The following is a 19578-nucleotide window of genomic DNA, read 5'->3' as shown; positions in this document are numbered from 1 at the left end:
CCTCACAGCCTGCGGAGGAGTACGTCAATGGAAAGCGAAACGGGCATCGCCCACCTGATCAGAAGGCGGGCGGCGTCCTGCACGGGCGCCGAGGTGCTGCACCACATCGCCCTGGACGGCAGCGAATCCGCGTTCACCTGGCGGGAGTTGGACCGCAGGTCCGACCAGCTCGCGGGCGCGCTCGCCGCACGGGGCCTGCGTGACGGCGACCGTTTGTCCCTCGCGCTGCGCAACTCGCCGCAGCTGATTCTCGGCGTGTTCGCCGCCTGGAAGCTCGGGGCGGTGCCGGTGCCGGTGCGCTGGGACCTTCCCGCGTGGGAGCTGGAACGCCTGCGGGAGGTCGTCCGGGCTCGTGTGCACCTCGGCGCCGACGACCTGCCGTGGATCGACGCAACAATGGCCGCTCACGTGCCCACCCTGCCGTACGACATCATGTCCCCCTACGCGCACGGCATTTGCAGTAGCGGCTCCACCGGCACACCCAAGGTCATCCTCACCGCACGGCCCGCCGTCCACGCCCCGGCGTTCAGCACACCGCTCATGCAGTCCTGGACGCCGGTGCCACGCCCGCAGACGATCCTCGTGCTCGCGCCGATGTACCACGCCAATGGGTTCACCGCACTCTTCGGCCTGTTCGACGGCGACCAGCTCGTAGTGATGGAGAAGTTCGACGCCACCCGCGTGGTGTCCGCGGTCGAAGGCCACGGCGTGACGACGTTCACCGCCACCCCCACCATGCTGCAACGCATCGCGGACCTGTCCGGGATCGACGACCGCGACCTGACCAGCCTGGAGTGGATCCTCCAGGGCGCGGCGCCGATGCCTCCGGCGCTCGTGCACCGCTGGGCGGACCTGATCGGCGCGGAACGCATCGTCATGGCGTACGGCATGACCGAAGGCCTCGGCATCACCGCGCTGCGCGCCGACGAGTGGATGACACACCAGGGCAGCGTCGGACGGCCGTTGCGCGCCACGGAGCTGCGCATCCTCGACGCCGACGGCAAGGAGGTGCCCGTCGGCGGGACCGGCGACATCTACCTGCGCTCCCCCCGATACCACGGCTACGAGTACCTGGGCGACGCCCCAGGCCTGAAGACGACGCCCGACGGCTTCCAGACCGCAGGCGATGTCGGATACCTGGACGCCGACGGCTACCTGTACCTACTCGACCGCCGCGTCGACATCATCATCAGCGGCGGCGCGAACGTTTTCCCCGCTGAAGTGGAGGCGGCTCTGATCGACCACCCGGCTATCGCCGACGTCGTGGTCATCGGCCTGCGTGACCCCGACTGGGGCCGTCGCGTGCACGCGCTGATCGAACCCAGGGACCCGGCCGCCCCGCCCACGCACGAGGAGGTTGTCGCGTACGCACGAAGCCGCCTCGCCGCGTACAAGCTACCCAAGACGACGGAGTTCGTCGACGTCATGCCGCGCAGCGCGGCGACCAAGGTCAATCGCGGCGCTCTGGTGGCGGCGCGCGGCGGCTGACACTCCGTGCGCCGCTTCCCGCACATCGTCCGGAAAGCCCCTCCCCTGAAAGGCAGGACAGCCCGTGAGGCCCCAGAGGACCATCACCGCCCTGACGGTGGTCGCCGCGCTGTTCGCGGCCGGATGTTCCACCCGTGGCGACAGCTCCGGCCGCGGCGGCTCCGAGGACGGCGAGAGGGCCGCGGCCACCGCGCCCGCGGCGTCGGGCGACTTCGGCGACCTGCAGCACGTGTGCGGCCGCGGAGACCCGAGCGGTGCCCCGGCCCAGGGAGTCACAGCGAAAGAGATCCACGTCGGCGTCATGTCGGACGTCGGCTTCACCAAGAACACCGAATTCGCCGACGCGGCCAAGGCATTCACATCATGGTGCAACGAGGCGGGAGGCATCAACGGCCGCAAGATCGTGCCGAAGGTCCGTGACACCAAGATGCTGGAGGTGCGCCAGCGGGTCGACGAGGCGTGCCGCGCCGACTTCGCGCTGGTCGGCGGGAGCGCGGCGCTCGACGGACTCGGCGTGAAGGACCGCCTCAAGTGCCTGCTGCCGGACTTCCCCGCGCAGACGGTGCAGCGCCAGAACGAGGGCGCGGAGCTCCAGCTGTCGATGCAGGCCGGCGGTCCTTCGTACTTCCGCTACGCGGGCTTCTACGACTGGCTGATCAAGGATGCATACCCAGACTCGGCGGACGCCGTGGGCATCATCTCCGGCGACTCCCCCGTCACCCGGGTCTCCCTGGAACAGCGCGTGGAATTCTTCAAGTCCCGCGGCGCGAAGCCCTCCTACACCGACCTGTACCCGGCCTCCGGAGTCACCAACTGGACGCCCTACGCCCAGGCCATCAAGGAAAAGAAAGTCAAGGGCCTCGTCTTCATGGGCGACTTCACCTCCCTGGCGAAGCTGGAGCAGGAACTGACCGCCATGAACTACAAGCTGGACTGGATCGACGCGAACAGCAACGCCTACGGCACGGCGTTCACCAAGCTCGCCGGCCCGCAAATCTTGGCGGCGCAGAACAATCTCGCCGACGTCAGCGGCATCCACCCGATGGAGAAGGCGTCCTCGAACCCGCCGACCAAGCAGGCCCTTGACTTGTTCGAGAAGTACGCGCCCGGGAAACAGGCCACCCTCCCCGCGATCAAGTCGATCTCCGCCTGGCTCCTGTTCGCGAAGTCGGCGACGAGCTGCGGCAACGACCTCACCCGCAAATGCATCCACGACGCGGCCCGCAAGGAGACCGCCTGGACCGGCGGCGGTCTCCAAGCGCCCGTGAACCTCGCGGTCCAGGACGCCCCGGTGAAATGCATGAACATCGAGAAGGCCACCCCCGACGGCTGGGAACCGGCCGACTTCGAGCCGAACGAGGGCGCCTACCGCTGCGGGATCACGTCGTACAAGCTCAAGGGGAATTACGGCAGGCCGATGAAGCTGAAGGACGTGGGAAAGAGCCTTAAGGATCTCGAGTAGCCGGACGGGGCCCTCAAGGCGGCCTCCTCCTCAGGTAGTACGGCGGTGCCCTCACTCGTGCGGTCTCACCAGGCAGAAGAGACCCCAGCCGCACGACGCGCCGACAGGGCCGTCGCGGGCAGCCTTGGTGACTGTCCGCGACCGTGACCCTGGAAAGACAATCCCTGTGGCTACCCTCCTTTACCGACTGGGCCGCACCGCCTTTCGGCGGCGCTGGCTTGTCGCCCTGCTGTGGGCGCTGATCCTCGGCGCTGTCGGCGCCGGCGCCGCCAAGGCTCCGGCCGCCGATGACAGCAATACGTCGTTCATGCCGGGCATCGAGGCGCAGAAGGCGTTCGACCTGATCGGCGAACGTTTCCCGGGCTCGGATGCCAACGGCGCCGACGCCCGCATCGTCTTCAAGGCCCCGCACGGGGAGAAGGTCACCGCGGCCGACAACCGGGCCGCCATCGACACCCTGGTGTCCGAAGCGGCCGACGGCCCCCAAGTGGCCGGCGCCGTGGGCCCGTTCAAGGCGGGCGCGGTGAGCAAGGACGCCTCCACGGCGTACGCCACGGTCACCTACAAGGTCAAGGCCGCCGATCTGACCGACGCCGACAAGAATGCCCTGGAAGGCGCCGTCGACGAGGCACGCGACGCCGGTCTCACGGTCGAGGTGGGCGGTACCGCCCTGGCGAGTCAGCCGGCGGCGGGCGGCTCCGCCGAGTCCATCGGCATCGTCCTGGCCGCCGTCGTCCTGCTGATCACCTTCGGATCGCTCGCGGCAGCAGGACTGCCGCTACTCACCGCCGTCATCGGTGTCGGGATCAGCATGTGCGCGATCCTCGCCCTCGGCAGCACCTTCGGACTCGACATGACCACCGGCACGCTCGCCTCCATGCTGGGACTCGCGGTCGGGATCGACTATGCCCTGTTCGTCGTCTCCCGCTACCGGGAGGAACGGGCCAACGGCCACGAACCGCGCGAGGCGACGGGGCTCGCGGTCGGGACCGCCGGTTCCGCCGTGGTCTTCGCCGGACTCACGGTCGTCATCGCCCTGGCGGGGCTCTCCGTGATCGGCGTGCCGATGCTGACGAAGATGGGCTTGTGCGCCGCGGGAGCGGTCGTCGCGGCCGTCCTGATCGCGCTGACCTTGGTGCCCGCCCTGCTCGGCATGTGGCCGAACGCCGTACTCCCCCGGAAGATGCGCAAGGGGGGCTCCGCCGCCGCACACCAGGGAGTCGCCGGCCGGGCCAACGGCGGCACCCGGTGGGCCCGCTTCGTGCTGCGTCGCCCGCTGACGGTCCTGCTGGTGGGAGTCGTGGGTCTGGGGGCGCTGGCCCTGCCCGCCACCCAGCTGGAGATGGGCATGCCGGGAGACGAGGCCAAGCCCACTTCCACCACGGAGCGGCGTGCCTACGACGCGCTCGCGGACGGCTTCGGCGCGGGGTTCAACGGCCCGCTGACGGTCGTGGTGGACACCAAGGGTGCCGACGACCCCGCGCAGGCAGCGAAGACCATCACCGGAGTGATCGAGCGGACGGACGGCGTCGTCTCCGTCTCACCCGCACAGTTCAACGAAGCAGGCGACGCCGCGCTCTTCTCGGCCACCCCGGCAACGGGACCGAACGACGAAGCCACCAAGGACATCGTGCAGACGATCCGCGCCGAGCGCCCGGATCTGGAGGCGCGGACCGGCGCGACCTTCGAGGTCACCGGCAGCACCGCCATGAACATCGACATCGCCCGGGCCCTCCAGGACGCGCTGGTTCCCTACCTCGCGGTCATCGTCCTGCTGTCCCTGGTGCTACTCCTGGTGGTCTTCCGCTCCCTGCTCGTGCCACTGAAGGCGGCCCTCGGATTCCTGCTGTCGGTGCTGGCCTCGCTCGGCGCCGTGGTGGCCGTCTTCCAGTGGGGATGGGGTGCTCAGCTCCTGGGCGTCGAGCAGACCGGCCCGATCATGAGCCTGATGCCGATCTTCCTGGTGGGCATCGTCTTCGGCCTGGCCATGGACTACGAGGTCTTCCTCGTCGCCCGGATGCGCGAGGCGTACGTCCACGGAGAGCGCCCCGCCCAGGCAGTGGTGACCGGATTCAGGCACAGTGCCCGGGTGGTGGTGGCCGCCGCCGCGATCATGATCGCGGTGTTCTCCGGCTTCGTCGGATCGGGCGAATCAATGATCAAGACGATCGGGTTCGGCCTCGCGGTCGCCGTGCTCTTCGACGCCTTCGTGGTCCGCATGGCACTCGTACCGGCCGTACTCGCCCTGCTGGGCGACAAGGCGTGGTGGCTGCCCCGCCGGCTCGACAAGCTGCTTCCGCATGTCGACGTCGAAGGCGCCACGCTCACCGCGCGGTCCGTGCCCGACGCCGGTCCGGAAGCCGGCGCGCACCGCCCGCAGGAAGTCGTGCGCACCTGAGCCGGCCCATGACCCGTGTGCCGCGACGCCGCGTACAGCAGCCTCGCGGCACACCTCTGTCAGGCTGTCCACGTCTGCCCTACCTCGGAGTACGCGATGAGCACGAGCCTCCAGCGCCGCGCGGCGCGCCACCCGCGAGCGGTGGAGTCCGGCCTGCTGTCGCTGCTGCTCCTCGCCACCCTCACGGGGGTCCTGGTCACCCGCTCGGTCACGGACGGCCAGACCGTCCTGTGGCCCGGTGTGGCCCTGTCCGTCCTCGCTTGCGCGGCACTGCTGTGGCGACGCGGCCACCCGCTGCCCACCCTCGCGGTGACAGCGGTGTGCGCCATCGCCGAAGGTGCCCTCGGCTACCTGCTGACTCCTCTGCTCATGGGCCCGCTCCTGGTTGCGCAGTACTCCGCGAGCGTGCGCGTCCCGCGCAGGACCGCGTGGAACAGCGCACTGGCCGCGGCCGCGGCCATGGCCGTCACGGGGCTGTTTCTCACCACCTTCAGCCACCAGCTGATCCTGACCAGCCTCAATCCGGCGGCCTGGGTCCTGATGGTCGCGGCCCTCGGCAGCTACGTACGGGTCCGGCGGCAGTACGCCGTCGCCCGGGCCGAGCACGCCGCCCAGGAACGGGAGGAGGACGCGCGCCGCCGCGTCATCGAGGAGCGGATGCGCATCGCCCGCGAGCTCCACGATGTCGTCGCCCACCACCTCGCACTGGCCAACGCCCAGGCGGGCACCGCCGCCCACATCGCCCCGACCAACCCCGGCCAGGCGCTCGAGATCATCGCGCGGCTGCCCGAGACGACCGCCGCGGCCCTGCGTGAACTCAAGGCCACGGTAGGGCTGTTGCGCCAGGACACCGACCCCGACGAGGTCGCCCCCGCACCGGGTCTCGACCAGCTGCCCGACCTCCTCGCGAGCTGTTCGGCGGCCGGGCTCGACGTCGATGTCACCGTTCAGGGGGAACCTCAGCGGCTGCATTCCGGTCTCGACCTCACGGCCTACCGGATCATCCAGGAGGCGCTCACCAATGTCACCAAGCACGCGGCCACCCCTACCGCCCGCCTCCGGCTGGTCTACACACCTCGCCACCTGACGCTCACCGTCACCAACGACACCTCCGCCGCCCGCCCGACGGCCGGTCCCGTCGCGCAGCGCGGATTCGGGCTGCTCGGCATGCGCGAGCGCGCCCTCGCCATCGGAGGGACCTTCCATGCCGCACCCAGGCCTGAGGGCGGGTTCGAAGTCACCTGCTCCCTCCCACTGCACGACCTCGACGCACGCGAGAACGAAAGCGAAAGCACCACATGACCATTCGCGTCCTGCTCGCCGACGACCAGGCCCTGCTCCTGGCCACCTTCCGCATCCTCATCGAGTCGGAGCCCGACCTCACGGTTGTCGCGGAGGCCGGCAACGGCCAGGAGGCCATCGCCCTCAGCCTCGAACACCGGCCCGACGTCGTCCTCATGGACATCCGTATGCCGGGAACCGACGGACTGGCCGCCACCACGGACATCTGCACCCGCCCAGAGCTGTCCGCCACCCGCGTCCTGATCCTCACCACCTTCGAGAACGACGAGAACGTGGCCAAGGCCCTGCGCGCCGGTGCCAGCGGCTTCCTCGGAAAGGACGTCACCCCGGACGTGCTGCTCGTCGGCATTCGCACCGTGGCCGCCGGCGATGCCCTGCTCTCCCCGACGGCCACCCGCTCACTCATCAACCGGTTCCTGGCAACACCGGAGCACCGACCACTCGCACCGCCCGAGCGCCTGACCGCCCTCACCCCCCGCGAGCGGGAGGTCGTCGCACTGGCCGCACACGGCAAATCCAACACCGAGATCGCCGACCACCTGGTCCTCAGCCCGCTGACCGTACGCAGCCACATTCAGCGCGCCATGACCAAACTCGACGCCCGCGACCGTGCTCAACTCGTCGTCATCGCCTACCAGAGCGGACTGGTCAACTCCTCTACGGAACCGGGCAGTCAGGGGCCGCGGTGACACGGACGTCGGCGAACCCTAGACGGTGCCCCCAGCAACCACTGTGGGCCGCGGCGGCGACACATCAGGCACACCGTCGACCGGTCGGCCGAGCCGGGTGAGCAGCGAGGTGGTCGCCGCGTCGGCGGCAACGGCCAGGTCCATCGTGATCGTGGTGAGCGGGGGGTCGGACACCGCGGACAGCGGGGTGTGGTCCATGCCGATCAGCGCCAGGTCCTCGGGCACCCGAAGGCCGCGGCGGCGCGCGGCGGCCAGCAGCGTCATCGCGACGTCGTCGTTGTAGCAGGCGACCGCGACCCCGGAAGGGCCGAGGGCGTCGAGAGCGGCAGCCGCGTCGTCCAGGTCGATACCAAGCCGTACGACGACGGGCTCGGCCAGGCCCTTCTCGCGGCACACATCCCTGACACCCCGCTCGCGCCCGTCACCGAACGGGTCCTGCCGCACGTCCCGTAGGTGTGCGAAGGCCAGGCGCGTGTGTCCGTGCTCGATCAGGGCGCGCGCCTGCAGGGCGCCGATGGCGTGATCGTGGTCCGCGCCCGGCACGGTCACGGGGTCGATCACGGGGACGTCCCGCTCGGCAAGGAGCGTGCGCTCGGGTTCGCCGAGCGGGGTCAGCGAGAACACGGCCGCCGGTTTCATGCCGGCGACGAGCCGGCCGAGGGACTCCGTCGAGGGGACCGACAGGCGCAGTACGAGGGTGAGGCCTTGCGCGGCGAGTACGTCGGTGAGCCGCTCGAAGACGTCCTGGAGGTTGCCGCCGAAGGTCGTGTTCGGGATGAGCGCGATGACGACGTCACTGGAGCCGCGGGCCAGCGCCCGCCCCGCCACGGACGGTTCGTAGCCGAGTTCGCGCGCCGCGTCGCGCACCTTCTCCCGCGTCCGGTCCGAGAACCGCGCGTCCCGGCCGTTGAGGATCTGGCTCACCGTCGCGCGCGAGACCCCCGCGCGCCGTGCGACGTCTTCGCTCCTTACGGCCATTCGCCCCTCTTCCCTTGCTTCCACGGCTGTTTCGCCCACGCACAGTATCGCGCGTAACCAACTGTTGACGCGCGTTACCAGCCCGTGCTTCTCTCGGTGACGCGCGTTACCTCCTCCCCCTCCCTCTCAGCACGAGACCCACGGAGTTTTCGATGGTGAGCACACGCACGGTCCTCAACGACGGCTGGAGCTACCGCCGGAAGGTCACGGCCTTCCAGGAACTGGGCGGCACCTCCGGCGACTCCTGGACGGATGTGACGCTCCCGCACGACGCCCTCATCGGGACGGAGCGCCGGGCGGACGCCCCCGGCGGCGAGGCGAACGGCTACTTCCCCGGCGGCGCGTTCGAGTACCGGCGCACGCTGACCGTGCCCGAGGAGCTGCGCGGACGGCGCGTCCACCTCGAGTTCGACGGCGTCCACCGGGACGCGGTGGTGACGGTCGACGGCGCCCTCGCCGGCCAACACCCCTACGGATACTCGCGGTTCCACGTCCGGCTCGACCCGTTCCTGCGCTTCGGCGGCGAGAGCGAGATCCGGGTGGCCTGCCGTACGCACCTGGACTCGCGCTGGTACGCGGGCGCCGGCATCCACCGCGACGTGCACCTGGTCGTCACCGAGCCCGTGCACATCGCGCTCGACGGCGTGTGTGTCACGACGCCGGTCGCCACTGCGGACGAGGCGACGGTCGAGGTCGCCGTCGTGGTCGACAACGACGGTCCGACGACCACGACGGCACGCGCCCATGTCGTGCTGCGCGATGCCGCGGGTGCCGAGGTCGACGCCGACGGCGCGCCGGTCACGCTGCTGCCCGGTGAGTCCGCAACAGCCCGCTTCCGGCTGCGTGTTGAGAGCCCGCAAAGGTGGAGCGCCGAGACGCCGTACCTGTACACGGCCCGCGTCGAACTGCGCGACGGCGACGAGCTCCTCGACGTACGGGACACCCCCGTCGGCGTCCGCAATCTCCAGGTCGACCCTGCCCACGGTCTGCGGATCAACGGCGAGACGGTGAAACTGCGCGGTGCCTGCCTCCACGCGGACAACGGCCCGCTGGGTGTCGCCGCGATCGGCCGCGCGGAGGAACGCAAGGCCGAACTCCTCAAGGCCGCCGGGTTCAACGCGGTCCGCAGCTCGCACCACCCGGCCTCCAGCGCACTCCTCGACGCGTGCGACCGCCTCGGCCTGTACGTCATCGACGAGACGTTCGACATGTGGACGCAAGGAAAGTCGGACTTCGACTACTCCGCCGACTTCCCGCAGTGGTGGGAGCGCGACGTCGAGGCGATGGTCGCCAAGGACCGTCTCCACCCGAGCGTCATCATGTACTCCATCGGCAACGAGATCCCCGAGACCGGTTCCCCCGCGGGCGCGGTCTGGAGCCGCCGCCTGGCCGAGAAGGTCCGCGCGCTCGACCCGACGCGCCTGGTGACCAACGGGATCAACGGCTTCGTCTCCGTCCTCGATGCCGTGCTGGACGGGATGGCGGGGCGGCGCGAGGCCGCACAGGAGTCCGGCGGGGTCAATCAGATGATGACCGGGTTCGGCGAGATGATGGCCGGGATCCAGGCGTCGTCGATGGTCGGTGAACGCACGGAGGAGGCGTTCGCGGTCCTCGACGTCGCCGGGATGAACTACGGCGACGCGCGGTACGTTCCGGACCGCGAGCAGTTCCGTCACCGCGTCATCGTCGGGACCGAGACCTGGCCCGCTGACATCGACCACACCTGGGCGCTCGTCGACCAACTCCCGCACGTCATCGGTGACTTCACCTGGACCGGCATCGACTACCTCGGCGAGACCGGGATCGGTGTCATCAAATACGCGGGAGAGGCGGGTGAAGGGGCGAGCGGGTTCTCGACCCCGTACCCGGGCCTGACCGCTTGGTGCGGCGACCTGGACATCACCGGGCACCGCCGCACCGTCTCGTACTACCGCGAGACCGTGTTCGGCCTGCGTTCGGCCCCGTACATCGGCGTACAGCGGCCCGAGCGCCACGACGCGGAGGTCGCCGTGGCGACGCCCTGGTCGTGGAGCGACACCGTGTCGAGCTGGAGCTGGCCCGGCTTCGAGGGCAGGCCCGTGCGCGTCGAGGTCTACAGCGACGCCGAGGAGGTCGAGCTGCTGCTCGACGGCAACCGGGTCGCGCGCGCAAAGGTCGGTGAGACCAAGGCGTTCCGCGCCGATCTGGAACTCCGTTACGCTCCAGGCACGTTGACGGGCGTCGCGTACTCCGGCGGGGTCGAGACCGGACGGACGTCCCTCACCTCAGCGGCCACCGACGCACTCGTGCTCACCGCCACGACGGATCGCACCGAACTGACGTCGGACATGCACGACTTGGCGTACGTGTCGCTCGAACTCACCGACGGCGCCGGTGTCCTGCACCCCACCCTCGACCGGTCCGTCCACGTCGATGTCGCGGGGCCCGCCGTTCTGGCGGCCCTCGGCAGCGCCGCACCCGTGACCGAGGAGAGCTTCACCGACGCCCGGCACCGGACATTCGACGGCCGGGCACTGGCCGTCGTCCGGCCCACTGGACCGGGCGAGATCACGGTGACCGCGAGGGCGGACGGCTGCGAGACCGCCGTCGTCCGCCTGCACGCCCGCTGACACCTGTGCCGCCAACGCCCGCACACCCCGCACCGCATCACCCCGCCGCCCCGCACGCCGACAACGGAGTCACCGTGACCAACGACGAGCCCCTTGCCGCAGCCATGGCCTCCGCCACACCGGCCGGACCTCCCGACGCGACGCACGACGCGATGCACGAGCCCCCTCAGGAAGAACTCCCTCCCGTAGGGCGGCGCTTCATCTGGTTCCTGCTGCTCGCCCACTTCGGAGCGTTCCTCGGCCTCGTCACACCGATGGCGATCTCCCTCGCGATCCGGGTCGAGCACCTCGCGCCGGACAACACGGGAGTGCTCGGTTACGTCGTCGGCACCGCCTCGGCCGTCTCCGTGATCGCCGGCCCGTTGCTCGGCACCGCGAGCGACCGCACGCGCTCCCGGTTCGGGCGCCGCCGACCGTGGATCGCGATCGGAGCGGTCGTCGGCCTGCTCGGATCGCTCGTGCTCTCCGGCGCGCAGAGCGTGTTCCTGCTCGGCGTCGGATGGGTGATCGCCGCACTCGGGTGGACCCTGGTCATGAACCTGGTCATGACGGTGCTGGCCGACCGACTGCCGGAATCCCAGCGGGGCAAGGTCTCCGGCATCAGCGGCTTCATTTCCATGGCCGCACCGGTCGGCGGCTCCATCCTCGGAGGCGCGCTCTCCGGGAACACGTTCCTGCTCTTCGTGGTTCCGGCCGCGATCGGCCTGCTGCTGGCGCTGGCGTTCGTCCTACTGGTCCACGAGGACTCCACCAACGACCTCCAGCCGCCTCCCAAGCTCGATCTCAAGAGCCTGGCCTCGACGTTCGTCTTCGATCCGCGCCGCTACCCCGACTTCGCCTGGAACTGGCTCGCCCGCTTCCTCTTCTACATGGGCCTCACGTTCAACACGACCTTCACCGCCCTGTTCTTCGCCGACCGGCTCGGGAAGAAGGTCGCCGAGATCAGCCAGATCGTCGCGGTCACCGGCGGCCTCACCCTGGTCGCGGTCAGCATCGGCGCCATCTCCAGTGGCTACGTCTCCGACAAGGTCGGGCGCCGCAAACCCTTCGTTCTGCTCGGCGGGACCATCTTCGCCGGCGGCGCGAGCCTCATGGCGTTCGTCGACGCACTGCCCCTGCTGCTGACCGGGGCATTCATCGCGTCGCTCGGGATGGGCCTGTTCTCGGCCGTCGACCAGGCGATCCTGCTCGACATCGTCCCCGAACGCAGCACCGACGCAGGCCGGTTCATCGCCATCAACCAGTTCGCCACCTCCATCGCCCAGGCCGTCGCCCCCATCGCCGCGCCCACTCTCCTCACCGTCGGCGTCGTACGAGGCGGGGAGAACTACACCCTGCTCTACCTCGTCGCCGCGGCCTTCACGCTGGCCGCCGGCGTCGTCGTCATCACACGGGTGCGGTCGATCCGCTGAGCCCCTCTCCGGTGAACACCCTTACGACAGCTCGGAGTTGCGAGACATGACCACCGTGCCCGCCTTCATCAGCGGCTCCCGCGCCGCGGCCGAAAGCGACCCCGCCCCCTACTTCCGTCGCGATCTCGACATCACCCCCGGACTGCGGCGCGCCACGCTGTACGTCACCGGCCTCGGGATCGTCGAGACGTACGTCAACGGCGCCCGGGTCGGCGACGAGGTCCTGAGCCCTGGCTGGACCTCGTACACACACCGCCTGGACCTGCGCCGCCACGATGTCACCGGCCTGCTCGCCGAAGGCCGCAACACTCTCGGCGCGATCGTCGGCGAGGGGTGGGCCGTCGGGCCACTGTCGTGGGAGCTGAAGCGGGGCAGATACGCCGACCGGCCCGCACTGTACGCGCGGCTTGAGCTGGAGTACGCCGACCGCACCGAGGCCATCGGCACGGACGAGGAGTTCCGCGTCGGCGAGGGGGCGGTGCGGGCCAACGGCATTTACCACGGCGAGAGTTACGACGCCCGTCTTGAACCGGTGGGCTGGTGCGAGCCCGGCTTCGACGACACGGCATGGACCCCCGCGCAGCCCTTCGACTGGGACCTGGGAACGCTGGTTGCCGAGGCGGCCCCACCGATCCGGCGCATCGAAGAGCTGGCGCCGGTCGAGATCAACCGCCGCGACGACGGCCGGTTCATCGTCGACTTCGGCCAGGTGCTGACCGGGTGGGTGCGACTCACGGTGTCCGGCGAGGCAGGCCGGACCGTCACCCTGAGGCACGCCGAACACACGACCCCAGACGGCGAGTTGGAGACGGAGACACTGCGCAAGGCGGCCGCGACCGACCGCTACACACTGCGCGGGTCGACTGCCGAGGCTCCCGAGACGTGGGAGCCGCAGTTCACGTTCCACGGGTTCCGGTACGTCGAAGTGACTGACTGGCCGGGCGAGTTGTTGCCGAATGACCTGTCCGCGGTCGTCGTGCACAGCGACATGGCACGTACCGGCTGGTTCTCATGTTCGAACGACCTGGTCACCCGGCTGCACACCAACACCGTGTGGTCGATGCGCGGCAACTTCGTCGGGGTTCCGACGGACTGCCCGCAGCGCGACGAACGGCTCGGCTGGACCGGCGACCTCAACGCCTTCGCACCCACGGCCGTCTTCCTGTACGACGTGCGTGGAGTCCTCCGGTCCTGGCTGGACGACCTCGCGGCCGAGCAGTCCGCCACCGGCACCGTGCCATGGACCGTGCCCGACGCGCTGCCACACCCGTCCTCGGCCGCGGCCCTGTGGAGCGACGTGGCGGTGAACCTGCCCTGGACGCTGTACCAGGAGTATGGCGACGCCGGGATCCTGCGGCGCGCCTACCCCTCGATGACGGCGCTGGTCGACGAGATCGCCGGCCGGCTCGACGAGCACGGCCTGTGGAGCGAGGGTTTCCAGTTCGGCGACTGGCTCGCCCCGGACGCCCCGGCCGACAACCCGGCCGGCGGCGGGACCGACAGGTACCTCGTCGCGCAGGCCTACCTGTGCCGTACGGCTCGTCAACTGGCGGACACCGCACGGGTTCTGGGCGAGGACGTCGACGCCGCCCGCTGGGCCGCGCTCGCCGAACGGGTACTGGCGGCCTTCCGCACGGAGTACGTGACACCGGCGGGCCGCCTGGCGTGCGAGTCGCAGACCGCCTACGCCCTCGCGATCACCTTCGGGCTGCTCGACGAGAAACAGCGGGCGAAGGCCGGGGCCCGCCTCGCCGCCCTCGTCGAGGAGGCCGGACACACCATCGCGACCGGGTTCGCCGGCACCCCGCTGATCACCGACGCACTGTCCGCCACCGGCCACCTGGACACCGCGTACAAGCTGCTGCTTCAGATACGCTGCCCCTCGTTCCTCTACCCGGTCACCCAGGGCGCCACCACCGTGTGGGAGCGGTGGGACTCGGTGCTGCCCGACGGCCGCGTCAACGCGACCGGCATGACCTCGCTCAACCACTACGCGCTGGGCGCCGTGGCCGACTGGCTGCATCGCGTCGTCGGCGGCCTGCGGCGCACGTCGCCGGGGTGGCGCACGCTGCGGATCGCGCCGAAGCCGGGCGGCCGCCTGACGTTCGCGAGCGCCGCGCACGACACTCCGCTCGGGCGCGTGTCGGTCGACTGGCGGGTCCTGGACGGGGAGGTGCACCTCAACGTCGCCGTGCCCGACGAGGCGACAGCCGTCGTCGAACTGCCCCTGCACCCCGAGGGACGCACTGAGGAGATCGGCGGCGGCCGACACACCTGGCGCTACCCGGCGCCCGAAGGCTACGGCGAAGCCGTCCGGCTCACGCTGGACTCCCCCGTCAAAGCCGTCATGGAGGACACAGACACCTGGGCACGAGTGCGCGAAGTCCTCGCCGCGGCCTACCCGGACATGCCCATCGACGCCGCAGGCACCCACCTCGACGCCGCGCCCCTGACAGCACTGGTGGAGCACTACCCGGGCCCGAAGGACACGCTGCGCACCGCTTTGCAGGAGGCGCTGCTCCTCGAACCGACGCCCAACCCGTACCCCACGACCTCACCTGGAGTCCGCACATGAACTCCCCATCCACACACGGCCGCACGCCCATCCGTCCGGGCCGACCCTGGCTCGACACGAACGGCCACCGCATCCAGGCGCACGGCGGCTCGATGAGCATCGCGCCCGACGGCACGTTCGTCTGGTACGGCGAGAACAAGGAGCACACGACGCCGGGCAGCGGCGTCTGGCACTGGGGCGTGCGCGCGTACTCCTCCCCCGACCTCGTGCACTGGACCGACCGCGGTCTCATCATCCCGCCGGACACCGACGATCCGGACTCGCCGCTGCACCCGGCGCAGAAGACGGACCGCCCGCACATCCTCTTCAACCCGGCCACCGGGAAGTACGTGTGCTGGCTCAAGGTCATGGGGTCCGGCCCGCACGACCCTCAACGCTCCACGGTGCTCGTGGCCGACGACCTCTTCGGACCGTACGAGATCGTCCGCAGCGGCCTCGAACCGCTCGGGATGAGCGCGGGCGACTTCGACCTCTCCGTCGACCCGGTGACCAACCAGGCCTACTACTACTTCGAGAAGGTCCACACCGAGCTGATCTGCGCCGAACTCACCGACGACTACACGGATGTCACCGGCAAGCACTCCTCCCACTTCCCGCACCCCGGCCCGCCGTTCACCCGCGAGGCACCCGCCCACTTCCAACGTCGCGGAAAGCACAACCTGTTGACGTCCGGAACGACCGGCTACTTCCCCAACCCCACCGAGGCCGCGATCGCCGACGACTTCCACGGCCCTTGGACGGTCCTCGGCGAGACCCACCGCGGAGAGGGCTCCCACACCTCTTTCCGCTCCCAGATCAGCTGCGTGTTCCGGCACCCCGGCAAGGAGGACCTCTACATCGCGATGGCCGACCGGTGGATCCCGCAGCTGCCAGCGGGCATGCCGAGCGCCTTCGACACGATGGCCACGATGCAGTCCGGGGACACACCCCCGCGACGCGCGCCCAACCCCGGGCTGGAGGCCGTGATCGCCCAGCACGAGGAGAACACCGCGACCGCCGACTACGTGTGGCTGCCGGTCCGCTTCGACGGCGACCGTCCCTACCTCGAGTGGACGGACGCCTGGCACCCGGACGACTTCCGCTGACCTCGCCGACGCCTCGGTACCGGTACAGCCCCCAACAGCGCAGCCTTCCCCCGCCCCGTACAGTCGCAGCACCTTCCGATGCCCGCTGGCAAACGCCCGAACCTTGCTACGGTCCAGACTGCGACATGTGAGAGGCCGCCGCTCTAGTCACAGCGGCAACCTGACCAGATCACTCCCTACTGGATCCCCAGGGCGATACCCCCTCAGCGATAAGCCAGCATCAGACCGGCCATGAGTGGCCGCACAGCGTGGGGGACGCACTCCACCGGTCATGGGGTCGTCAACTCACCGGCCCCATCACCGAATTGCAGTTATAGGGCCATCCGTCTGCCCCCATAGCCACGACGAGACAATGTGACCTGCACCGCACTGTGAATCCACGTCCACGACGGGGACACCATCGGGCCCGCTGGTGGGAGCCGAATCAGGCGTGACACGAGAAAGGGGCCGTTCGAAAACGGCCCCTCATCTGCGACGTTCGATCGTTCGAACTGTCGGGACGACAGGATTTGAACCTGCGACCCCTTGACCCCCAGTCAAGTGCGCTACCAAGCTGCGCCACGTCCCGATGTCCACTGCCTCCGGCCCGGTGTTATCCGGCCCTTCCGGCGGCGACAAGAAGAACAATACCCCAAGCTCAGGGGTGGTTTGAAACCGGATCCGCGGGGCGTGGGCGGCTGAGCGAGAATCGGCGTATGAGCACTTCACGCGAGGGTGACCGGGATCGGGACGAAGAGGGGCGGGCTCGTAATGCCCGGCCCCGTGATGGGCTCGGGCGGCCACTCCCCCATGGTGCGGCCGGCGTCGACCGGCAGCCCGAAGGGGTCGTGCGGACCGCCGCGCAGAGCGTCGCGGAGGCGCAGGCGCTGCTCGATGCCGGGCGGCCCTTCCATGCGCACGAGGTGTTCGAGGACGCGTGGAAGTCGGGGCCCGAGAGTGAGCGCGGGCTGTGGCGGGCCCTCGCGCAGACCGCCGTCGGGCTGACGCACGCGGCGCGCGGCAACGCAACCGGAGGCGCCCGGCTGCTACGGCGCGGAGCGGACGGGCTCGTGGAGTGGCAGGGCGAGGGGCAGGGCGCGGGGCAGGGCGACGCCCCGGCCGGGCTCGACACGGCGGGGCTGGTGCGGTGGGCGCAGGAGCTGGCCGGTGAGGTGGAGCGGAGTGCCGAAGCCGTGGATGCCGCCGCCGTCGCCCCGCGCCTGACCTGACGCGGGGCGCCGGGCACGCACCTCCTTCGTCCGACACGGGCGCCGGGCACGCACCTCCTCCGTCCGACACGGGCGCCGGGTGCTGGGCGCGCAGGTCCCTGTACGACACAGAGCGCTGGGCGCGCGTGCCCCCGTCCGTCGCGCGGCGCCCCGGCGCGGACGTCCCCCGTCCGACCCGGGGCGCCCGGCCCGCACACCCCCACCCGACGCGGCAAGCGCACGTCACCGGTCCGGCCCCCACCCACATGCGCCGCCCTGGCCCCGATGTGACGCTGCGAGGGTGACGACCACCGAAGAAGCCGCAGCCCCGCCCCCGGCCGCAGAGGCCGCGCCTCCGGTCCTCGACAAGCGCCGTCGCAATGTCGTCTTCGGGACGATCATGCTCGGCATGCTCCTCGCCGCCCTGGACCAGACGATCGTCGGCACGGCCCTGCCGACGATCGTGTCGGATCTCGGCGGCGCGGCGCACATGTCGTGGGTCGTGACGGCCTATCTGCTCGCGGAGACCGTCGCCACCGTCCTCGTCGGCAAGTTCGGCGACATGTTCGGGCGCAAGATCGTCTTCCAGCTCTCGGCGATCATCTTCATCACCGGCTCGTTCCTGTGCGGCCTGTCCACGAACATGTCGCTGCTCATCGCCTGGCGAGCGCTGCAGGGCATCGGCGCCGGCGGCCTGATGGTGACGGCGATGGCGCTCATCGCGGATGTCATCCCGCTGCGCGAACGCGGCAAGTACCAGGGCGCGATCGGCGCCGTCTTCGGTGTCTCGACCGTCATCGGGCCGCTGCTCGGCGGGCTGTTCACGGACCACCTGACGTGGCGTTGGGCGTTCTACGTCAACGTACCGATCGCGATCATCGTGGTCATCGCCGCCGCTCGGACGATCCCCGTGGTGAAGTCGGCGGCGAAGCCGATCATCGACTATCTCGGCATCGCGCTCGTCGCGGTCGGGGCGAGCGCCCTGATTCTTGCGACCAGTTGGGGCGGCAACGAGTACGCGTGGGGTTCCGGCGTCATCATCGGGCTCTTCGTCGGCGGCATCGTCGCGCTCGGGCTGTTCTGCTGGGTGGAGACGCGGGCCAAGCAACCGATGCTGCCGATGCATCTGTTCCGCAACCCGGTGTTCACGGTCTGCTCGATCCTCAGCTTCATCGTTGGCTTCGCGATGCTCGGCGCGATGACGTTCCTGCCGACGTATCTGCAGTACGTGGACGGGGACTCGGCCACCATCTCGGGTGTACGCACCTTGCCCATGGTGATCGGCCTGTTGATCGCGTCAATCTTCTCCGGCAATGTTGTCAGCAAGACCGGAAAGTATCGGATCTTTCCGATCGTGGGCGCCCTTGTGATGGCGCTCGGGCTGTATTTGCTTTCCCTGATGGACAGTTCGACCAGTGCGTGGCTCGAGTCCGTGTACATGTTCGTGCTGGGACTCGGTATCGGTCTGTGCATGCAGGTGTTGACCATCGCCGTCCAGAACACCGTCGAGTATGCGGAGTTGGGTACCGCGACCTCCGGTGTCACGTTCTTCCGTACGCTGGGCAGCTCGTTCGGCACCGCCGTATTCGGCACCATCTACGCCAACAGCCTGGAGCCGAATCTGAAGCAGGGGGTGGCGGACGCGGCGCGGGCGGGCACCGGGATCTCGCCGGAAGCCCTCGCGAAGGCCGCGCAGAGTCCGCAGGGGCTGCACGGCCTGCCGGAAGCGGCGCGCGAGCCGATCGTCAACGGGTACGCGGATTCGCTGCACACGGTGTTCCTGTGCACGGTGCCGGTGGCGCTCATCGGGTTCCTGGTGGCGCTGTTCCTCAAGCAGGTGCAGTTGCGCGACACCGCGCGCGCGGGTTCCTCGGACATGGGCGAGGGCTTCGCACAGCCGTCGTCGGGCGATTCCTCGCACGTGCTGGAGCGGGCCGTGGCGAACCTGGTGAAGGAGACGAACCTCAACACCGCGCGGCAGATCCTGGAGAAGTCCGAGACCCGGCTCGACATCGCGGGCGCCTGGGCCGTGATGCAGGTGGACTTCTTCACGCGGATGGTCGGGCACGCGAGCCTCGGGATGATCGCGGCGCGCCGCAGGGTGCCGCCGGAGGTGCTGGTACCGGTGTTCCAACGGATGGTCGACGAGGGCTATCTGACGCGTACGGGCTCGTACTTCTCGCACACCGAGGCGGGGCACCGGGAGTCGGAGGTCATCAACAGCGCCTGGGGCGACTGGCTGAGCCAGAAGGTCGAGGCCGATGTCGGCCGCCCTGCGGACGCGGAGCTGCGGATGGCGGTCGACTCGATCGCGAAGCGGTTGCTCGCCGAGGACATGGCGCAGGGGCTGACGAGCCAGGCGGGTTCGGAGCGGGCCCTGGTCCCCATGTAGG

Annotated in this window: 12 protein-coding genes and 1 tRNA gene; 11 read left to right on the top strand and 2 right to left on the bottom strand. The window is 69.9% G+C overall.

The window, feature by feature from the left end:
* Positions 1 to 27: 27 nt before the first annotated feature.
* The 5 genes from OG746_RS21045 to OG746_RS21025 all read left to right on the top strand — a co-directional run bounded on the left by OG746_RS21045 (position 28) and on the right by OG746_RS21025 (position 7339).
* Complete coding sequence (locus OG746_RS21045; protein ID WP_266716713.1) at positions 28 to 1488, top strand: class I adenylate-forming enzyme family protein; 1461 nt, start codon at positions 28 to 30, stop codon at positions 1486 to 1488.
* Positions 1489 to 1552: 64 nt separating this feature from the next.
* Complete coding sequence (locus OG746_RS21040) at positions 1553 to 2950, top strand: ABC transporter substrate-binding protein (RefSeq protein WP_266716711.1); 1398 nt, start codon at positions 1553 to 1555, stop codon at positions 2948 to 2950.
* A gap of 166 nt (positions 2951 to 3116) precedes the next feature.
* Positions 3117 to 5348, top strand: coding sequence for an MMPL family transporter (locus OG746_RS21035; RefSeq protein ID WP_266716709.1), 2232 nt, complete (start codon positions 3117 to 3119; stop codon positions 5346 to 5348).
* Between the two features lie 96 nt (positions 5349 to 5444).
* Positions 5445 to 6650 (top strand): sensor histidine kinase, encoded by a 1206-nt coding sequence (locus tag OG746_RS21030; protein ID WP_266716707.1) that lies wholly within the window; start codon positions 5445 to 5447, stop codon positions 6648 to 6650.
* Positions 6647 to 7339, top strand: a complete 693-nt coding sequence (locus OG746_RS21025) for a response regulator (protein ID WP_266716705.1) — start codon at positions 6647 to 6649, stop codon at positions 7337 to 7339. The genes OG746_RS21030 and OG746_RS21025 overlap by 4 nt, the downstream gene beginning before the upstream one ends.
* Positions 7340 to 7357: 18 nt before the next feature.
* On the opposite strand, the gene OG746_RS21020 is transcribed toward OG746_RS21025, so the two are convergent.
* On the bottom strand, positions 7358 to 8317 hold the full coding sequence (locus tag OG746_RS21020; protein ID WP_266716703.1) for a LacI family DNA-binding transcriptional regulator: 960 nt from the start codon (positions 8315 to 8317) through the stop codon (positions 7358 to 7360).
* Positions 8318 to 8469: 152 nt separating this feature from the next.
* Between OG746_RS21020 and OG746_RS21015 the strand changes: the two genes are divergently transcribed.
* From OG746_RS21015 to OG746_RS21000, 4 genes are all read left to right on the top strand, one after another.
* Positions 8470 to 10926 carry a glycoside hydrolase family 2 protein gene (locus OG746_RS21015; protein ID WP_266716701.1) on the top strand — a complete coding sequence of 819 codons (2457 nt, stop codon included), beginning with the start codon at positions 8470 to 8472 and terminating at the stop codon, positions 10924 to 10926.
* 74 nt (positions 10927 to 11000) lie between these two features.
* Positions 11001 to 12338: an MFS transporter gene (locus OG746_RS21010; RefSeq protein ID WP_266716699.1), complete on the top strand. Its 1338-nt coding sequence runs from the start codon at positions 11001 to 11003 to the stop codon at positions 12336 to 12338.
* A gap of 46 nt (positions 12339 to 12384) precedes the next feature.
* Positions 12385 to 14913, top strand: a complete 2529-nt coding sequence (locus OG746_RS21005; RefSeq protein WP_266716697.1) for an alpha-L-rhamnosidase — start codon at positions 12385 to 12387, stop codon at positions 14911 to 14913.
* A complete protein-coding gene (locus OG746_RS21000; RefSeq protein ID WP_266716695.1) occupies positions 14910 to 15998 on the top strand; it encodes a family 43 glycosylhydrolase in 1089 nt (362 codons plus the stop codon). Before OG746_RS21005 ends, OG746_RS21000 begins: the two co-directional genes overlap by 4 nt.
* A gap of 494 nt (positions 15999 to 16492) precedes the next feature.
* On the opposite strand, the gene OG746_RS20995 is transcribed toward OG746_RS21000, so the two are convergent.
* Positions 16493 to 16566: transfer RNA gene (locus OG746_RS20995), tRNA-Pro, on the bottom strand.
* Positions 16567 to 16693: 127 nt separating this feature from the next.
* Between OG746_RS20995 and OG746_RS20990 the strand changes: the two genes are divergently transcribed.
* Together OG746_RS20990 and OG746_RS20985 are read left to right on the top strand one after the other, a co-directional pair.
* On the top strand, positions 16694 to 17206 hold the full coding sequence (locus OG746_RS20990; protein WP_266716693.1) for a DUF309 domain-containing protein: 513 nt from the start codon (positions 16694 to 16696) through the stop codon (positions 17204 to 17206).
* A gap of 280 nt (positions 17207 to 17486) precedes the next feature.
* Positions 17487 to 19577 (top strand): MDR family MFS transporter, encoded by a 2091-nt coding sequence (locus OG746_RS20985; RefSeq protein ID WP_266716691.1) that lies wholly within the window; start codon positions 17487 to 17489, stop codon positions 19575 to 19577.
* The last annotated feature ends 1 nt before the right edge of the window (position 19578 follow it).

Source organism: Streptomyces sp. NBC_01016, assembly GCF_026341035.1.
Lineage (GTDB): Bacteria > Actinomycetota > Actinomycetes > Streptomycetales > Streptomycetaceae > Streptomyces.
Note: the sequence above shows the minus strand (reverse complement) of the source record. Positions and strands in the feature narration are given on the sequence as shown.

What these genes read in the sequence shown, in the direction of transcription:
- OG746_RS21045 (WP_266716713.1), top strand. Translation starts at nt 28, where the DNA reads ATGGAAAGCGAAACGGGCATCGCCCACCTGATCAGAAGGCGGGCGGCG.
- OG746_RS21030 (WP_266716707.1), top strand. Translation starts at nt 5,445, where the DNA reads ATGAGCACGAGCCTCCAGCGCCGCGCGGCGCGCCACCCGCGAGCGGTG.
- OG746_RS21025 (WP_266716705.1), top strand. Translation starts at nt 6,647, where the DNA reads ATGACCATTCGCGTCCTGCTCGCCGACGACCAGGCCCTGCTCCTGGCC.
- OG746_RS21020 (WP_266716703.1), bottom strand. Translation starts at nt 8,317, where the DNA reads ATGGCCGTAAGGAGCGAAGACGTCGCACGGCGCGCGGGGGTCTCGCGC.
- OG746_RS21015 (WP_266716701.1), top strand. Translation starts at nt 8,470, where the DNA reads ATGGTGAGCACACGCACGGTCCTCAACGACGGCTGGAGCTACCGCCGG.
- OG746_RS21005 (WP_266716697.1), top strand. Translation starts at nt 12,385, where the DNA reads ATGACCACCGTGCCCGCCTTCATCAGCGGCTCCCGCGCCGCGGCCGAA.
- OG746_RS21000 (WP_266716695.1), top strand. Translation starts at nt 14,910, where the DNA reads ATGAACTCCCCATCCACACACGGCCGCACGCCCATCCGTCCGGGCCGA.
- OG746_RS20990 (WP_266716693.1), top strand. Translation starts at nt 16,694, where the DNA reads ATGAGCACTTCACGCGAGGGTGACCGGGATCGGGACGAAGAGGGGCGG.